At 58.4% G+C, this 17055-nt stretch carries 12 protein-coding genes and 1 pseudogene; 9 read left to right on the forward strand and 4 right to left on the reverse strand.

Annotation, left to right across the window (positions count from 1 at the left end):
* Positions 1 to 328 precede the first annotated feature (328 nt).
* Positions 329 to 586 (forward strand): annotated as a pseudogene (locus ACIPIZ_RS08605) (DUF2442 domain-containing protein); the annotation flags it as partial.
* 7 nt (positions 587 to 593) lie between these two features.
* Here ACIPIZ_RS08605 and ACIPIZ_RS08610 read toward each other — a convergent pair.
* Positions 594 to 1670: a DUF748 domain-containing protein gene (locus ACIPIZ_RS08610; protein ID WP_401164962.1), complete on the reverse strand. Its 1077-nt coding sequence runs from the start codon at positions 1668 to 1670 to the stop codon at positions 594 to 596.
* 127 nt (positions 1671 to 1797) lie between these two features.
* On the opposite strand from ACIPIZ_RS08610, the gene cysK reads away from it, so the two are divergent.
* Both cysK and ACIPIZ_RS08620 read left to right on the forward strand, forming a co-directional pair.
* On the forward strand, positions 1798 to 2772 hold the full coding sequence (gene cysK / locus ACIPIZ_RS08615; protein ID WP_064388383.1) for a cysteine synthase A: 975 nt from the start codon (positions 1798 to 1800) through the stop codon (positions 2770 to 2772).
* A gap of 186 nt (positions 2773 to 2958) precedes the next feature.
* Positions 2959 to 3897, forward strand: a complete 939-nt coding sequence (locus ACIPIZ_RS08620) for an aspartyl/asparaginyl beta-hydroxylase domain-containing protein (protein WP_064388381.1) — start codon at positions 2959 to 2961, stop codon at positions 3895 to 3897.
* Between the two features lie 272 nt (positions 3898 to 4169).
* Here the strand turns inward: ACIPIZ_RS08620 and ACIPIZ_RS08625 are convergent, their stop codons facing one another.
* Positions 4170 to 4703 (reverse strand): hypothetical protein, encoded by a 534-nt coding sequence (locus tag ACIPIZ_RS08625; protein WP_064388380.1) that lies wholly within the window; start codon positions 4701 to 4703, stop codon positions 4170 to 4172.
* Positions 4704 to 5152: 449 nt separating this feature from the next.
* Between ACIPIZ_RS08625 and ACIPIZ_RS08630 the strand changes: the two genes are divergently transcribed.
* A complete protein-coding gene (locus tag ACIPIZ_RS08630; protein WP_401164965.1) occupies positions 5153 to 6016 on the forward strand; it encodes a DMT family transporter in 864 nt (287 codons plus the stop codon).
* Between the two features lie 89 nt (positions 6017 to 6105).
* Here the strand turns inward: ACIPIZ_RS08630 and ACIPIZ_RS08635 are convergent, their stop codons facing one another.
* Positions 6106 to 7014 (reverse strand): DMT family transporter, encoded by a 909-nt coding sequence (locus ACIPIZ_RS08635; RefSeq protein ID WP_401164968.1) that lies wholly within the window; start codon positions 7012 to 7014, stop codon positions 6106 to 6108.
* A gap of 220 nt (positions 7015 to 7234) precedes the next feature.
* Between ACIPIZ_RS08635 and aceK the strand changes: the two genes are divergently transcribed.
* From aceK to ACIPIZ_RS08660, 5 genes are all read left to right on the forward strand, one after another.
* Positions 7235 to 8956: a bifunctional isocitrate dehydrogenase kinase/phosphatase gene (gene aceK / locus ACIPIZ_RS08640; protein WP_064388375.1), complete on the forward strand. Its 1722-nt coding sequence runs from the start codon at positions 7235 to 7237 to the stop codon at positions 8954 to 8956.
* A gap of 168 nt (positions 8957 to 9124) precedes the next feature.
* Positions 9125 to 13036: an ATP-dependent RNA helicase HrpA gene (hrpA, locus tag ACIPIZ_RS08645; RefSeq protein WP_401164971.1), complete on the forward strand. Its 3912-nt coding sequence runs from the start codon at positions 9125 to 9127 to the stop codon at positions 13034 to 13036.
* Positions 13037 to 13358: 322 nt separating this feature from the next.
* Entirely contained in the window at positions 13359 to 14480 is a 1122-nt protein-coding gene (locus ACIPIZ_RS08650) for a beta-ketoacyl-ACP synthase III (RefSeq protein WP_122662661.1), read from the forward strand.
* A 96-nt stretch (positions 14481 to 14576) separates the two neighbouring features.
* Positions 14577 to 15191: an RNA polymerase sigma factor gene (locus ACIPIZ_RS08655; protein ID WP_064388370.1), complete on the forward strand. Its 615-nt coding sequence runs from the start codon at positions 14577 to 14579 to the stop codon at positions 15189 to 15191.
* Entirely contained in the window at positions 15185 to 15424 is a 240-nt protein-coding gene (locus ACIPIZ_RS08660; protein ID WP_064388368.1) for an anti-sigma factor, read from the forward strand. Before ACIPIZ_RS08655 ends, ACIPIZ_RS08660 begins: the two co-directional genes overlap by 7 nt.
* A gap of 162 nt (positions 15425 to 15586) precedes the next feature.
* Here the strand turns inward: ACIPIZ_RS08660 and ACIPIZ_RS08665 are convergent, their stop codons facing one another.
* On the reverse strand, positions 15587 to 16909 hold the full coding sequence (locus ACIPIZ_RS08665) for a putative porin (protein ID WP_401164974.1): 1323 nt from the start codon (positions 16907 to 16909) through the stop codon (positions 15587 to 15589).
* Positions 16910 to 17055 lie beyond the last annotated feature (146 nt).

Raw genomic sequence — 17055 nt, forward strand, 5'->3', positions numbered from 1 at the left:
CTTCTGGTCATGGGTGGCGACGTAGGCCTGTGTGCCGTCTAACTTCATCTGCTAATCCTCGAACGGTAACGCCGACCTGAACGGGCAGGGCGGGGGCGAAATAATCGGATGCCCGACTATAACGCGCAGGCCGGTCGACTGTGAACGCAGACGGCTTATTCAGTCTCTGAATGGGGCGTCACATGTTGACTCAGTCTCGGCCGATGGCCAGTATTCAGGTATCGCCGATTTGGCGATAGCCTTCAGGATGTCTACTGAATCTGTGGCGAGGGAGCTTGCTCCCGCTGGGCTGCGAAGCAGTCCCCATCTGCCCGGAGGCGCTGAATTGATGTTATCCATGAAACGACCACGCTTGGCGGCAGTTACTGCGCTCTCTGATAGTCGGCTTGCACTCTGCTTTGTTGATGGTCGCGCGCTGACACTCGATTTGAGTCGAGATATTCAAACGTATAAGCAGTTGCAGCCCTTGCTTGATCCCCAAGTCTTTGCGACTGCCATCTTGGGCGATAAAGGTTGGACCGTTGAATGGCCGGCCCCGGATATTCAGATTGGCGCCGATACTCTATATCTGGATGCTTTTCCAGAAATGAACCCTAACCCGCATCAGGCTTCGGCCGCTCATAGCGGGCATTGAATGCCTGGACGAAGCCATTGCGCAAAATCTGCAAAAACGCCTCGAATGCGCTGATATTTTGCTGATGCACGTTGCCGCTGAGTTCTACCTTGGTGGCGAACTGGTTTTTCGCCTGGTTCTTCAGCACGGTTTCCGTGCCGCCCACCAATGCCTCCCAGACCGAGCGGAAGATGCTCTTGTTCTTGTTTTCCACGTCCTGCTGCCAGTTGAACACTTCGACGTCGCGCAGCAGTGGTTTGATATAGCCGTTGACCTGGGCTTTTTTGGCTTGGGCTTCGATCACCACATCACCGTGGCCGGCGTTGAAGTCGAACTTGCCGTAGGCCGAGGCGAAGTCGTTCATGCGCTTGAGTTCGATGTCTTTGGCGCGCAGACGGAATTCGAAGTCCTCGAAGTTGCTCAGAGGGTCGAACGTTGCGGTGGTTTCCAGCGGTGCGTGCCCCAGCAGCAGGGCTTTGCCTTCAAAGCGGGCGTCGCGTTTGCCCTGTTTGTCGACCACGTTGGTCAGGTTGTAGATGCTCGCGTCAACATTGGTCGCGTTCATGTTCACTTGAGGTTTTGAATTGAAGTTGCGGAAACTGATCTTGCCGTCCTGAATCTGTACTTCGTCGAGAGTGATCGGCAGCAATTTGCCCAGTTGCGCGCGCCAGTCGGTGCCTTGACCTGTTTGTGAGTTCTGTTTGTTAGCGCCACCATCGACGAAATTGACTTCAGGATTTACGAATCTCACCTGCGCCACGACGGCATGGTCGTACCACAGCGAATGCCAACTGACCGACAGATCGATCAGCGGCGCATTGACGAACGGCACCGGCACCTTGCCGTCGACCTTGACGATTTTCAGACCGTTGATCTTGTAGGCGCCGCGCCATAGGGCCAGGTCGACATCAGTGATCTGGCCCCGATAGTCACCCATGTCCGCCAGTTTGCCGTTCAGATAGTCGCGCACCATGTAGGGCAGGGCGATGTGCAGCGCTATCAGCAACACAACGACGACGGCGAAAATCCCTAGTGGCCAACTGTAGCGACGCTTCATGACGGCAATTCCCTGACGATGTAAGCGATTGACTATTACGCCGCGCAGTCGTTCGACCCGACTGGACTGCGATGGGCAACAGGCTTACCTTGGAAGGCTGAATTCAACGCTGCATAAGGACCCAGCCATGAGCCGCATTTTCGCTGACAACGCCCATTCCATCGGTAATACGCCGCTGGTGCAGATCAACCGCATTGCGCCGCGTGGCGTGACCATCCTGGCCAAGATCGAAGGGCGCAACCCCGGGTATTCGGTCAAGTGCCGGATCGGCGCAAACATGATCTGGGATGCCGAAAGCAGCGGCAAACTCAAGCCCGGCATGACCATCGTTGAGCCAACCTCGGGCAACACCGGTATTGGCCTGGCTTTCGTTGCGGCCGCCCGTGGTTACAAATTGATGCTGACCATGCCGGCGTCCATGAGCATTGAACGGCGTAAGGTCCTCAAGGCGTTGGGCGCCGAACTGGTGTTGACTGAACCGGCGAAAGGCATGAAGGGCGCCATCGAGAAGGCGGCCGAGATCGTCGCCAGTGATGCCGACAAATACTTCATGCCGGCGCAGTTCGATAACCCGGCCAACCCGGCCATTCACGAAAAGACTACCGGCCCGGAAATCTGGAACGATACCGATGGTGCGGTCGATGTGCTGGTAGCGGGTGTCGGCACCGGCGGAACCATCACCGGCGTTTCGCGGTATATCAAGAATACCCAGGGCAAACCTATTCTATCGGTGGCCGTGGAACCGGTGTCTTCACCTGTGATTACTCAGGCATTGGCCGGTGAAGAGATCAAGCCAAGTCCGCACAAGATCCAGGGTATTGGCGCCGGTTTCGTTCCCAAAAACCTCGATCTGTCGATGGTGGACCGGGTTGAGCAGGTCACCGACGAAGAATCCAAAGCCATGGCCCTGCGTCTGATGCAGGAAGAAGGGATTCTCTGCGGTATCTCCTGCGGCGCCGCGATGGCCGTCGCGGTGCGTTTGGCGGAAACCCCGGAGATGCAGGGCAAGACCATTGTGGTGATTCTGCCAGACTCGGGTGAGCGTTATCTATCGAGCATGCTGTTCAGTGATCTGTTTACCGAGCAGGAAACTCAGCAGTAGATCCATTTGATTCAGGTCAGCCAGGGTTCAGGATCGTTATGTTAATAAATGCTTTGTTGCGCAATTCTTAACACTGATTCTTGGGTTGAGCGGGTTTTTCCCGAGGCCGGTAGTGTTTATCATGGCCGGCTGCCATGCCGGGTAAAGGGGCATTGCGCAGCGTTGTCTTTATTCAAGGAGTTGTTGATGACCGTTTCGTTTGCCGCCAAGGCGTTTGTGCTGTTGCTGTTTCTGGGCAGCACGCTCTATGTGCATTTGCGCGGCAAGGCGCGTTTGCCGGTACTGCGTCAGTTCGTCAACCACTCGGCGTTGTTCGCCCCGTACAACGCCTTGATGTACCTGTTTTCTGGCGTGCCGTCCAAGCCGTACCTGGATCGCAGCAAGTTTCCGGAGCTGGATGTGCTGCGCGATAACTGGGAAACCATTCGCGACGAAGCATTGCATCTGTTCGACGAAGGCTACATTCGCGCCGCCGAGAAGAACAACGACGCCGGTTTTGGCTCGTTCTTCAAAAAGGGCTGGAAGCGTTTCTACCTCAAGTGGTACGACAAGCCGCTGCCCTCGGCCGAAACCCTGTGCCCGAAAACCGTGGCGCTGGTCAGTGCCATCCCCAATGTCAAAGGCGCGATGTTTGCCTTGCTGCCGGGTGGCAGTCACCTGAACCCGCACCGCGATCCGTTTGCCGGCTCACTGCGCTATCACCTCGGTTTGTCGACGCCAAACTCCGATGATTGCCGGATCTTCGTCGACGGTCAGGTGTACGCCTGGCGTGATGGCGAAGACGTGATGTTCGACGAGACCTACGTGCACTGGGTCAAGAACGAAACCGACCAAACCCGCGTGATTCTGTTCTGCGACGTCGAGCGTCCGCTGAGCAACCGCCTCATGACCCGCATCAACCGCGCGATCAGCGCCTGGCTCGGCCGTGCCACCGCACCGCAGAACCTTGATGACGAACGCGTCGGCGGGATCAACCAGGCCTACGCCTGGAGCAAGAACTTCAGCGACAAGTTCAGTGGCGTGGTCAAACAGTGGAAACGCCGTCATCCGAAAGCCTACCGCGTGATGCGTCCGGTGCTGGCGGTGCTGGTGTTGACGTTGTTGGGGTATTGGTTGTTCGGCTGAAGCTGGATCAGACAATAAAAAACCGCTCCTTGTGAGCGGTTTTTTTATGAAGAGAAGGTGAACGAAGCGCCAGCGAGGACGCCTCCTGGCTCTTCCGCGGCTGGATTCACCAATGCTTCTCTGATTCGGTGCAACTCCCGTTCAGACAACTTCCCGGAAGAGCGTTTTCTATCAGCTTTTATCGATCTGGCGCCTGGCGCCTTTTTTTCAACGGCAGCCTTCATGGTGCCTCCGGCGTTGATCATTAAATGAGCAGTTGCTCGATACTAGTCTTACCAAATCAGCTTCACAAGCCTACCCTCCGAATCGAATTCAAAACCCAGTTGCCGGTACAGGGAAATCACTCCAGGGAGAGGTTCCTGTATTTCAATTTGGGTACTACCGATGATTCGCGCGAAGTGAGTCACGGCGGTCAAGGCAAATGTCGCAACTCGGCTTTTGAGAGGGTGGTCGTTATCGGGCTTTCCTTCCAGACGCACAATTTTCACTCGCAACCGGCTCTGATTAGGGTTTGCAAAGCAAAGTCCGCATAACTCCTGATCAAACCAGATTGCCAAATCGAAGCCAAGTGGTTCTTTGGCCTTCCACCTGACTACATCTTGCCAAGAGAAATGAGGATCGAACCATTCTTCATAGGCACTCAGCGCTTGAGCATCGATTGCTTCGAAACGAACTCTGGAGTGATCAACATCCACTATCCCTTGCTGCAACAAGTCTTTGTGCAGCTTTGCGAAAGTAACCCCGGCCTGTTTCCTGGCCTGTGATTTATACACTTGGTAGCGCAAATACGTCCGTTCCCTTGGCATGTGATCCCGTGCATTCCTTGTCCTCCATGGTGGGGTGTCGCAATTGCGATCCAGCCTATTCACCTTGCAGCCAACTGTCCCTGCTGGCGCTTTGCCCAACTCATTGCAATACATGTCCCACGCTGGTTATAGTCGGCGCTCGTGAGCCGCACCGCTCACGCCCCACCCCTTCAAAAAAGATCTGCGCCAATGCCTGCATCCCTCATCAACGCGGTAGTCGATTCAGCGGTCAACGCTGGCGTCGTGCCGTGCGGGAATCAGCAGCCCAGGCAGATCAGTCATTACCCCCCACCTGTCAGTAGCACGCCGGTGTGCGCAGTCGTATCACCGCCGGGCGTTGGCGTTTCGGGCTGATCGGCAGTTTCTGCTGCCCCCTGCGCCCGCCAGAAAAAACTACTGAATTTCAGCTTCGGCTGAGTTGGCTTCTTGCCTGACTACAGGTGGTATTCATGTTTGTCCTGTCGAAAAAATCCGCGCTCGCGGCGACGTCCACGAGCCTGTTCGTTCTGCTGTGGAGCAGCGGGGCGATCTTCTCCAAATGGGGGCTGGCCCACGCTTCGCCGTTTGCCTTTCTGCTGATTCGCTTCGCGATTGCCTTGTGCGGGCTGGTGCTGCTGGCGCCGCTGCTCAAATTGAATCTGCCCAAGGGTGGCAAGCCGATGCTGTACGCAATTGCCACGGGCTTGGTGTTGTTGGGGGCGTATCAGATTTTCTATCTGTTGGCGCTGAACACCAAGGTCACTCCGGGCGTGATGGCGACCATCATGGGCGTGCAGCCGATTCTCACCGTGGTCTTGATGGAGCGGCAGCGCTCGGCGAGTCGCCTGTTCGGTCTGGCGCTGGGGCTGGCCGGGCTGATCATGGTGGTTTACCAAGGCATCGGTCTGGCCGGGATGTCCTGGGCGGGGATGCTGTTTGGTCTGCTGGCGCTGGCGAGCATGACCCTGGGCTCGATCATGCAGAAGTGCATCACCGACAATCCCCTCGGCACGCTGCCGGTGCAGTACTTGGCCGGTCTGTTGTTATGTGGGATTTTCGTGCCGTTTCAGCCATTCCACTTTGAGCACAGCACAGGTTTTATCGTGCCGGTGTTGTGGATGGGGCTGGTGGTCTCTGTGCTGGCAACGCTGTTGCTGTATCGGCTCATCGCGCGGGGCAATCTGGTGAATGTCACCAGTCTGTTTTATCTGGTGCCGGCGGTGACGGCGGTGATGGACTATCTGATTTTCGGCAATCGCCTGGCGGCGTTGAGTGTGCTGGGCATGCTGTTGATCGTCATCGGCCTGGCATTCGTATTCCGTAAATCCCGATAACGCGAACCCCGGTAGGAGCTGCCGCAGGCTGCGATCTTTTGATCTTGTTTTTAAAGACAGGATCAAAAGATCGCAGCCTGCGGCAGCTCCTACCGGGTATTCATTTCAAGAGGTTTTAGCGCAGCAGGCTTCAACACCAGCCACAACGCCGCCGCAATCAGCACCCCGCCATACACATGCGCCATCGACAACGGCTCATCCAGCAGCAACGCCCCCCACAACACGCCGAACGGCGGAATCATGAAGGTCACGGTCATTGATTTCACCGGACCGATCGAACTGAGCAGGCGGAAGTAAATGATGTACGCAAATGCCGTGCACCCCAGGCCCAGACCGAGCAGCGACAGCCAGACATTCCAGCCACCCCAACTGAGCGGTGGCGCGCTGATGATGCTGAAGGCGAACAGCGGCAACAGGAACAACGTCGCCCCGAGCATGCTGCCCAGTGCCGACAGGCGTGGGTCGAGGCCGCCGGCCTGATCCAGCCAGCGCCGTGCGAGGAACCCGGCAAAGCCGTAGCAAGTGGTCGCCAGCAGGCAGGCGAGGGCGCCCATCAGCAGTTGCAGATCGAATGCCATGGGACCGGCACGGGTCAGCACACCGACGCCGAATAGACCAAGAAAAACGCCGCTGAACTTGGCGATGGTGAGTTTCTCACTGAAAAACAACGCGCCGATCAGCACCCCCATCAACGGTGTGGTGGCATTGAATATTGCCGAATACCCAGCGGGCAGCACTTGCGCGGCGACTGAATAGAGCGTTGCCGGCAGCCCGGAATTGATCACGCCCAGCAGCATCACGGTTTTCAGTTTGCCTTTGAAATCCCGACTGATGCGCATCAGCCCAAGAATGACCAGCAGACCGGCTGCGGCGATCGATACGCGAAAGAACGCCGTCGGGACCGAGCCGATCACCGGCGCAATCACGCGCATGAACAGAAAACTCGCGCCCCAGATGGCTGCCAGCGACAACATGCGGAAAATATCGACAGGGCTCACGGCGGGGCTCCTTCCTTGATCGGGACGAGAGTGTTGCCGAGGCCCCAGATGATGGCAACCGCTAATCGGACATTTAATTTTCCGTAGCCGCCGCGTCTGCACGGAAAACCCCGGTCGGTTACAACTGGCATGGCATTTGGCAGAAATTGCACTTCACCTGCGCACGCATCCGTGGCTAAGCTCAGGCACAGATTTTCCAACGCACGCCGAGGTCTCATCTATGCCGCAGCAATGGCCAGCCACCGACATCGCCCGCATGATCCTCGATGGCTTTGACGATTACCGCGAGCATTTCCGGCGGATTACCGACGGCGCCCGGGAGCGTTTCGAGCAGGCGCGCTGGCAAGAGACGCAAACCGCGTCGGCGGCGCGGATCAACCTCTATGAAGAAAAGGTCGGCGAAACCATCGCTCGCCTGCGCGAATACTTCGACGATGAAACGCTGATGAATGTCAGCTGCTGGCCACTGGTGAAAAGCGCCTACATCAGCGTTATCGACCTGCGTTTCGACGATGAACTGTCCGAGACCTGGTACAACTCGATTTTCTGCGGGCTGTTCAGCCACGACCTGATCAGCGACGGCTGCATGTTCATCCACACCACGCGTCCGAGCCTGCGCCGTGCCCGCGCCGCGCAAACCCGTACGTACAAACCGCAAGGGCAATTGTCGGGGATGCTCGCGAGCATTTTTGCCGACTACCGTTTCAGCGAGGACTACGCCGATCTGCCCGGCGATTTGCTCCGGCTCGAAGCACAACTGCGCGAGAACCTGCCGGACTGGGTGTGCAAAGACCCGGAACTCAGCGTCGAGCTGTTTTCCTCGGTGCTGTACCGCAACAAGGGCGCGTACCTGGTCGGACGCATTTACACCCGCGACGAGCAATGGCCACTGGTGATTCCACTGCTGCACCGCGAAGGGCGCGGGATCCAGATCGATGCGCTGATCACCGACGAAGCCGAGGTGTCGATCATCTTCTCGTTCACCCGTTCGTATTTCATGGTCGACGTGCCGGTGCCGGCGGAATTTATCGGTTTTCTGCGGCGCATCCTGCCGGGCAAGCACATCGCTGAGCTGTACACCTCAATCGGCTTCTACAAGCACGGCAAATCCGAGTTCTACCGCGCGCTGATCAATCATCTGGCCAACACCGACGACCAGTTCATCATGGCCCCGGGTGTACGCGGCATGGTCATGAGCGTGTTCACCCTGCCGGGTTTCAACACCGTGTTCAAGATCATCAAGGACCGTTTCTCGCCGTCGAAAAACGTCGACCGCGCCACGGTGATCGAAAAATACCGCTTGGTGAAAAGCGTCGACCGGGTAGGGCGCATGGCCGATACCCAGGAGTTCGCCGACTTCCGTTTTCCGCTGAGCAAGTTCGATCCGGCGTGTCTGGAGGAATTGTTGGAAGTGGCGCCGTCGACGGTTTCAGTCGAGGGCGACACTGTGTTGATCCGTCACTGCTGGACCGAACGGCGGATGACCCCGCTCAATCTGTATCTGGAGAACGCCAACGATGCACAGGTGCGTGAGGCGCTGGAGGATTACGGCCTGGCGATCAAACAACTGGCGGCGGCGAATATCTTTCCCGGCGACATGCTGCTGAAAAACTTCGGCGTCACTCGTCACGGGCGGGTGGTGTTTTATGACTATGACGAGATTTGTTTCCTGACCGAAGCCAACTTCCGCCACATCCCTGCGCCGCGCACGCCGGAGGACGAAATGGCGTCCGAGCCGTGGTACTCGATCGGGCCGCTGGACGTGTTTCCTGAGGAGTTTCCGCCGTTTCTGTTCGCCGACTCGGGACAGCGCAAGTTGTTCGATCAGTTGCATGGCGAGTTGTATAACGCTGATTACTGGAAAAGCCTGCAGGAAGCGATTCGCGCCGGCAAAGTCATCGACGTCTTCCCATATCGCCGCAAAGGCCTCGATAACGAATAACTCCCCCTGTAGGAGCTGCCGAAGGCTGCGATCTTTTGGTTTTGCTTTTAAAAAACAAGATCAAAAGATCGCAGCCTTCGGCAGCTCCTACAGGGGAAGCAGGCCAATCGGAGGCAAATCTGCGACAATCCGCCCCCTGCATAAATAGACGACCGAATTGCCTACCCGATGACCGACGAATCGCCCTCCATCGACAAACTGCTGAAAAACCTCGACCACGCCATGCTCGCCGACCGTCACCGGCTGCGGCGGCAGTTGCTTGAGCTGCGCAAGAAACCCGATGAGGCCAAACTGGCCCAATGGGTGACGCGCATGCAGGCGTCCTGTGATCAGGTGCTGGCCCGCAAGGCCAGCCTGCCGGTGATTCGTTACGACGATAGTTTGCCGATTGCCGCCAAGCGCGACGAAATCAAGAAGGCCCTGGAACAGCACCAGGTCTTGATCATCGCCGGCGAAACCGGTTCGGGTAAAACCACCCAGTTGCCGAAAATCTGTCTGGAGATCGGTCGCGGCCAGCACGGCTTGATCGGCCATACCCAGCCGCGTCGAATCGCTGCCCGCAGCGTCGCCAGCCGCGTTGCCGAAGAACTCGGCACGCCGCTCGGTTCGCTGGTCGGCTATCAGGTGCGTTTCGAAGATCAGAGCGATTCCAACACCCTGATCAAACTGATGACCGATGGCATCCTGCTCGCGGAAACCCAGAACGATCGCTACCTCGAACGCTACGACACGATCATCGTCGACGAAGCCCACGAGCGCAGCCTCAACATCGACTTTCTGCTCGGTTACCTGAAAACCCTGCTACCGCGTCGTCCGGATCTGAAAGTCATCATTACTTCGGCGACCATCGATCTGGAGCGCTTCTCCAGGCATTTTGATGATGCGCCGATTGTTGAAGTGTCCGGTCGCACCTTCCCGGTGGACACCTGGTATCGCCCGCTGACACTGGAGCAGGACGAAGAGGGCAACCGCGTCGAGGATGACCTGACCGTCGATCAGGCGATCCTCGCGACCCTCGACGAAATCGCCGCCTACGAACGCAGCGAACGCCGCAGTCCCGGTGACGTGTTGGTGTTCCTGCCCGGCGAGCGTGAGATTCGCGACGCTGCCGACATGCTGCGCAAGGCGCAAATCAAACACACTGAAATCCTGCCGCTGTACGCGCGCCTGTCGCCGGCCGAGCAGCAGCGGATTTTCCAGTCGCACCCGGGCCGTCGTGTGGTGCTCGCGACCAACGTCGCCGAAACTTCGTTGACCGTGCCGGGCATCCGCTATGTGATCGACAGCGGCACCGCGCGCATCAGCCGTTACAGCTATCGCGCCAAGGTCCAGCGTCTGCCGATCGAAGCGATTTCCCAGGCCAGCGCCAATCAGCGTAAAGGTCGTTGTGGCCGGGTCGAGCCGGGTATCTGCATTCGTTTGTACAGCGAAGAAGATTTCCTCGGTCGCCCGGAATTCACCGATCCGGAAATTCTGCGCACCAACCTCGCCGCTGTAATTTTGCAGATGCTGCATCTGCGCCTCGGCGAGATCACTGCGTTTCCGTTTATTGAACCGCCGGATGGCAAGGCGATCAGTGACGGTTTCAATCTGCTGCAAGAACTCTCGGCAGTGGATCGCAACAGTCAGTTGACCCCGCTCGGTCGCCAACTTGCTCGCTTGCCGGTCGACCCGCGTATGGGCCGCATGCTGCTTGAAGCGGCCAAGCTCGGCAGCTTGCAGGAAGTGCTGATCGTCGCCAGTGCCATGTCGATTCAGGATCCGCGCGAGCGTCCGCCGGAACGTCAGCAAGCGGCCGATCAGGCTCATGCCCAATGGAAAGACGTTGATTCCGACTTCGCTGGATTAGTGAATTTGTGGCGTGGCTTTGAAGAACAACGCCAAGCGCTGACGGCAAGCCCGTTGCGTAACTGGTGCCGCAAGAACTTCCTCAACTATCTGCGTTTGCGCGAGTGGCGCGATTCCCATCGCCAGTTGAGCCTGATCTGCCGCGACATGCAGTTGAGCCTGAACAAAGAGCCTGCCGATTACCCGAAACTGCACAAAGCGGTGCTGGTCGGTCTGCTCAGCCAGATCGGCCAGAAAGCCGAGGACGGCGATTACCTTGGCGCGCGTCAGCGGCGCTTCTGGATTCATCCGTCGTCGGGCATCGGCAAGAAACGTCCGCAATGGCTGATGACCGCCGAACTGGTGGAAACCACCAAGCTTTACGCGCGCATGGTCGCCAAGATCGACGCCGACTGGATCGAGCCGCTGGCCGGGCACTTGATCAAGAAAAACCACTTCGAACCGCACTGGGAAAAGAAGCGTGGCCAGGTTGTGGCCTACGAGCAGATCACTCTGTTCGGGCTGATCGTGGTCGGTCGCCGTCCGGTGCATTACGGCCCGGTCGATCCAGTGGTTTCCCGTGAGCTGTTTATCCGCGAAGCTCTGGTGCGTGGCGAGATTCAGTCGAAGGCCAAATGCCTGACCGCCAACCAGCAACTGCTGGAGCAGCTCGACGAACTGGAAGCCAAGGCCCGTCGCCGCGACATTCTTGCTGACGAAGAAACCCTGTACGCGTTCTACGATGCGCGTTTGCCGGCGGAGATTCACCAGACCGCGACTTTCGACAGTTGGTACCGCATCAACAGCCAGAAGAACCCGCAGCTGTTGATCATGCGCGAAGAAGACGTGCTGGCCCGCGAGGCCAGTGAAGTCACCGCGCGCGATTACCCGGACACGCTGCACATCGGCGATCTGGAACTGGCGCTGACCTATCACTTCGAACCCAATCACCCGCGCGACGGCGTGACCTTGCGGGTGCCGGCGCCGCTGTTGCCGATGCTGCCGCCGGAACGTCTGGAGTGGCTGGTGCCGGGGCTGATCGAAGCCAAGTGCATCGCCCTCGTGCGCAACTTGCCGAAAGCGCTGCGCAAAAACTTCGTGCCGGTGCCGGACTTCATCAAAGCGGCGTTGCAACGCATGACCTTTGCCGAGGGTTCGTTGCCGCAGGCACTGGGCCGAGAATTGCTGCGCATGACCGGCGCGCGGGTCAGCGATGAAGCGTGGGCAGAAGCCGAGCAAGGGGTTGAAGGGCATCTGCGGATGAACCTGGAAATCGTCGACGGCCAAGGCAAATTCCTTGGCGAAGGCCGCGATCTGGCCGAACTGACCGCACGGTTTGCCGAGGCCAGTCAGGCCGCGTTGGCCGTGCCGCAGAGTGCGAAGAGCCAGCAGCCGGTGGAGGCGAAAGTCTTCGCGCCGGTGGCAGAGAAGACCCAACAGAAGATCGCCGGGCTGTCGATGACGGTGTATCCGGCGCTGGTCGAAGAGGGTGGCACGGTCAAGGAAGGGCGCTTTTCGACCCCGGCCGAGGCCGAATTCCAGCATCGCCGCGCCTTGCAGCGTCTGCTGATGCAGCAACTGGCCGAACCGGCGAAATTCCTGCGCAGCAAGTTGCCGGGGCAGACTGAACTGGGCCTGCTCTATCGCGAGCTGGGCCGGGTTGATGCGCTGGTCGAGGACATTCTGCTGGCCAGCCTCGATAGCTGCATTCTTGAAGGCGAAGATCCGCTGCCCCGTGACGGCGCCGGGTTGGCGGCACTGGCCGAGCGCAAGCGCGGCAGTTGGACCGAGCACGCCGAGCGCGTGGCGCGGCTGACCCTGGAGATTCTCAAGCTGTGGCACGGTTTGCAGAAACGCTTCAAAGGCAAGATCGACCTCGCTCAGGCGGTGGCACTGAATGACATCAAGCAGCAGATCAGCCATCTGGTGTATCCGGGTTTTGTCCGTGAAACGCCGATGCAGTGGCTCAAAGAACTGCCGCGTTACTTGAAGGCGGTCGAGCAGCGTTTCGAGAAGCTTGGCGCGCAGCTGCAGAAGGATCGCGTCTGGAGCGGCGAACTCGCCGGCCTCTGGGCGCAATACCAGGCTCGCGCCGCCAAGCATGCGCAGGAAGGCAAGCGCGATCCGCAGCTGGAGTTGTACCGCTGGTGGCTGGAGGAATACCGGGTGTCGCTGTTCGCTCAACAGTTGGGCACGAAAACGCCGATTTCCGACAAACGCCTGAACAAGCAGTGGACCCAGGTAGAACCCTGATCCCACGCCTCGTAACGATCCTGTAGGAGCTGCCGAAGGCTGCGATCCTTTGATTTTGCTTTTTACAACGTCAAGATCAAAAGATCGCAGCCTTCGGCAGCTCCTACAGGGATCGCGTTTAGCAGGAGAAAGGCGCCAAAAGCCTGCGTTTATGGCAAACTTCGCGACCATAAACGCCGGTTTCGCGACCCAGAGCCTTCGGCCGTGGTGCGAGACGGAATAAAGCGATGCCAGGTTTGCGTCCCCCGGATGGGAATAGACCCTTTGTGTGTTGGTACGACGGTTCCAGCACTTTCTGCCTGAACAGATTAGAGAAACGACCATGCATAACGTCGTCATCAGCGGCACCGGCCTGTACACCCCGGCCAACAGCATCTCCAACGAAGAGCTGGTGCAGTCTTTCAACACCTACGTCGCCCAGTTCAACGCTGACAACGCCCAGGCCATCGCCAGCGGCGAAGTCCAGGCCCTGACCGAATCCAGCGCCGCCTTCATCGAAAAAGCCTCCGGCATCAAGAGCCGTTTTGTCATGGACAAGGACGGCATCCTCGACCCGCAACGCATGGCCCCACGCCTGCCGGAGCGTTCCAACGACGAATGGTCGGTGCTTTGCCAGATGGCCATCGGCGCTGCCGAACAGGCCCTGCAACGTGCCGGCAAAACTGCAGCCGACATCGACGGCGTGATCGTTGCCTGTTCCAATCTGCAACGCGCCTACCCGGCCATCGCCATCGAAGTCCAGGAAGCCCTGGGCATTCAAGGCTTCGGCTTCGACATGAACGTCGCCTGCTCCTCGGCGACCTTCGGCATCCAGGCTGCGGCCAACAGTGTGCAACTGGGTCAGGCGCGGGCAATCCTGATGGTCAACCCGGAAGTCTGCACCGGGCACCTGAACTTCCGTGATCGCGACAGCCACTTCATCTTCGGCGACGCCGCGACTGCGGTGATCATCGAGCGTGCTGACACAGCGACGTCCAAGCACCAGTTCGACGTGGTCAGCACCAAGCTGCTGACCAAGTTCTCCAACAACATCCGTAACAACTTCGGTTTCCTCAACCGGGCAGCTGAAGAGGGCATCGGTGCCCGCGACAAGCTGTTCGTGCAAGAAGGCCGAAAAGTGTTCAAGGATGTCTGCCCGATGGTTGCCGAACTGATCGGCGAGCATCTGCAAGAGAACCAGCTGAATGTTGGCGATGTGAAGCGCTTCTGGCTGCACCAGGCCAACCTGAGCATGAATCACCTGATCGTGCGCAAACTGCTGGGCCGCGAAGCCACCGAAGAAGAAGCCCCGGTGATTCTCGACACCTACGCCAACACCAGCTCCGCCGGTTCGGTGATTGCGTTTCACAAATATCAGGACGACCTGGCTGCCGGTTCGCTGGCAGTGCTGAGTTCGTTCGGCGCCGGTTATTCCATTGGCAGCGTGATCCTGCGCAAACGTTGATTGCGCCTTGAAAGATCGCAGCCTGCGGCAACTCCTGCACTGACCCTTGCAGGAGCTGCCGCAGGCTGCGATCTTTTGCTTTCAGAGAGGTAATGCATGGCCGCAATGGACGACACTCAACTGCTCGAACGCCTGCTGGCCGGTGAGCAAAAGGCTTTCAAGGAATTGGTCAGCACCTACCAGAGCGCCATGCGCGCCGTGGCCTATGCCATCGTCGGTCAGCGTCATGTCGAGGAAGTGGTGCAGGACGCCTGGCTCTCCGTGGTGCGCCATATTGGCAGCTTCGAAGGCCGCTCCAGTCTCAAGACCTGGCTGCTGACCATCACCGCCAACTCGGCGAAAAGCCGCTACAAGCAAAATCGTCGTGAAGTGTTGATGGATGACCTGCCGTCGCCCCACGGCAGCATCGATGATGACCGCTTTTCTCCCGGTGACGGCCATTGGCTGATCGCCCCGTTCGCCTGGCATCAGGACACCCCGGAAGCCTTGCTCACCGAAGGTGAATTGCGTGACTGTCTGGAGCACACCTTGCTCAGTCTGTCGGAGCTGCAAAGCAGTGTGTTGCTGTTGCGTGAGCGTCAGGGCCTGGAGCTGGAGGAAATCTGTAATCTACTGGAGATCTCTCTCTCCAATGTCCGTGTGCTGCTGCATCGTGCGCGGCTGAAAGTCTTCGCCACGGTGGAGCATTTTGAGGAGACCGGCGAATGCTGACCTGTAAGGAACAAGTGGCGCGCTCCAGCGATTATCTCGATGGCCAGTTGAGCTTTCGCGAAAAACTGATGGTGCGCCATCACCTGATGTTCTGCCCTAATTGCCGGCGCTTCATTCGGCAGATGAAATTGATGCAGGCCACGTTGAAGGCGATGCCGGAGAAGCCGCAAGAGGGTGTGGATACCTTGGCAGAGCGCTTGGCCGAGCAACGTCGCAAAGACCGCTTTTCGTAGGAGCTGACGAGTGAAACGAGGCTGCGATCTTTTGATCTTGTTTTTTAAGATCAAAAGATCGCAGCCGCCGGCAGCTCCTGTAAAGGGAATAGCTCGGTGCGGATGAAACGAACGGATGATGGGGATCGTTCCGCCCGCACCGGGCTATAGCGTGAAGCGTTTTTAGAACTTGGCTTCCGCATCCAGCTGCAGGGTGTTGGCGTCAGCATCACGCTGGGTACGGCTGGCAAAGTCGGCCTTGGTCAGGAAGTACGTGGCGCCAATGGCGAAGTTCTTGTCGATGTCGTAACCGACCTTGAACTTGTGGCCCCGGGAACCGGTGGTACCGTTGGCGAAGTCGGAGTCGGTGAAGGCGCCGACCACGGCGTTGCGCTGCACGTCACGGTAGTTGTAATCGAGGTTCAGGCCGAAGACTTTCGACTTGGCACCCAACAGCCATGCAGTGTCCTGATCAGTCACGGCATCGTTGTTCTTCACGTACTGACCGTAGAACGACAGTGGCATTGGCAGACCACCGATGTCGACCTGGCTGAAGCCTTCATACAGACGGAATTCGTTGTCAGCCGAGTTGCCGTTGACCGCCAGGGCGCAAGGTGTGGAAGTCCCGGTGCAGCGGCTGTCTTCATCGTTCTGGTAGGCGTAGACGCTGCCGCCCAGAGTCACTTTGAGGTTGTCGGTGATGTTGAAGCGGCTACCCAACTGGCCGGCGGTCAGACGCAGGTCGTGACGGAATTGCACGCCATCGCCGTCGACGTTGTCCTTGAGGTTGTAGTTACCCAGGCTGCCGAACAGTTCGGCGCTGCTGCCCAGTGGATACTTGTAGGTAACGGCCAGACCTTCCGGGTTGATGTCGCTGTCCCAGATCACGTCGCCCATGCTGACCCACGGCTGGAGCATCTTGCCGCCGATGATGTGCAGGTTCTTGATCTGATCGGGGTGGTAGTCGATATAGCCCAGGTCGAGCCAGATCTGCTTCTTGTCGAAGTAGTTGTCCTGATCCTGGTTGGTCGAACGGGCATCGTCGCCGCCGCCGGTGGCGATACGAATGCCGGTGTCGACCTGCGGGTTGATCTCGGTGTAGGCACCCAGACGGGCACGGATACGCTGACGATCCTTGTCGCGGCCGCCGTTGTTCGGCTCGCCGTCGATCTTGATGGTTTCCTGACGAATACGTACGTCGCCCTTGAACTGGGTCTTCGCGGCCCAGGCCAGTTTCTGGTCGAAAACGCTTTGTTCGTTGGTTTTCTTCGCAACGGCGGCGACTTGTTCGTTGGTCTCTTGCTGCGCCTGCTGCGCGATTTGCTGAGCCTTCTGATCCTTGGCCAGTTCAGTTTGCAGTTCTACGTACTGCGCCTGGGAAATCGAACCGTTAGCCTTGAGCATGTCGAGCAGTTTGGCGTCGACTGCAGCACTGGCCGGAACGCTCATGGCCAGCAACAAGCCACCGCACAGGGCCGCCGCAGTTTTCGTGGAAGCAAGACGCATAGCAATCTCCGAAGATGAGAGAGGATGGCTGAACCATCCTGGGCACAACCGACGCGGTGAACGTCGGAAAACAGTGTCCGGGTAGAACCCGGCGCTCTAAAAACAGGCGCCAGTATCGCGATGGTTTATGACAGAGCAGTGGCACA

Origin of the sequence: Pseudomonas sp. NPDC087690 (assembly GCF_044743175.1) — a bacterium.
In the GTDB taxonomy this organism is placed as follows: Bacteria; Pseudomonadota; Gammaproteobacteria; order Pseudomonadales; family Pseudomonadaceae; genus Aquipseudomonas.

What these genes read in the sequence shown, in the direction of transcription:
- ACIPIZ_RS08665 (WP_401164974.1), bottom strand. Translation starts at nt 16,909, where the DNA reads ATGCGTCTTGCTTCCACGAAAACTGCGGCGGCCCTGTGCGGTGGCTTG.
- hrpA (WP_401164971.1), top strand. Translation starts at nt 9,125, where the DNA reads ATGACCGACGAATCGCCCTCCATCGACAAACTGCTGAAAAACCTCGAC.
- ACIPIZ_RS08660 (WP_064388368.1), top strand. Translation starts at nt 15,185, where the DNA reads ATGCTGACCTGTAAGGAACAAGTGGCGCGCTCCAGCGATTATCTCGAT.
- ACIPIZ_RS08650 (WP_122662661.1), top strand. Translation starts at nt 13,359, where the DNA reads ATGCATAACGTCGTCATCAGCGGCACCGGCCTGTACACCCCGGCCAAC.
- ACIPIZ_RS08620 (WP_064388381.1), top strand. Translation starts at nt 2,959, where the DNA reads ATGACCGTTTCGTTTGCCGCCAAGGCGTTTGTGCTGTTGCTGTTTCTG.
- ACIPIZ_RS08655 (WP_064388370.1), top strand. Translation starts at nt 14,577, where the DNA reads ATGGCCGCAATGGACGACACTCAACTGCTCGAACGCCTGCTGGCCGGT.
- aceK (WP_064388375.1), top strand. Translation starts at nt 7,235, where the DNA reads ATGCCGCAGCAATGGCCAGCCACCGACATCGCCCGCATGATCCTCGAT.
- ACIPIZ_RS08630 (WP_401164965.1), top strand. Translation starts at nt 5,153, where the DNA reads ATGTTTGTCCTGTCGAAAAAATCCGCGCTCGCGGCGACGTCCACGAGC.
- ACIPIZ_RS08610 (WP_401164962.1), bottom strand. Translation starts at nt 1,670, where the DNA reads ATGAAGCGTCGCTACAGTTGGCCACTAGGGATTTTCGCCGTCGTCGTT.
- cysK (WP_064388383.1), top strand. Translation starts at nt 1,798, where the DNA reads ATGAGCCGCATTTTCGCTGACAACGCCCATTCCATCGGTAATACGCCG.
- ACIPIZ_RS08625 (WP_064388380.1), bottom strand. Translation starts at nt 4,703, where the DNA reads ATGCCAAGGGAACGGACGTATTTGCGCTACCAAGTGTATAAATCACAG.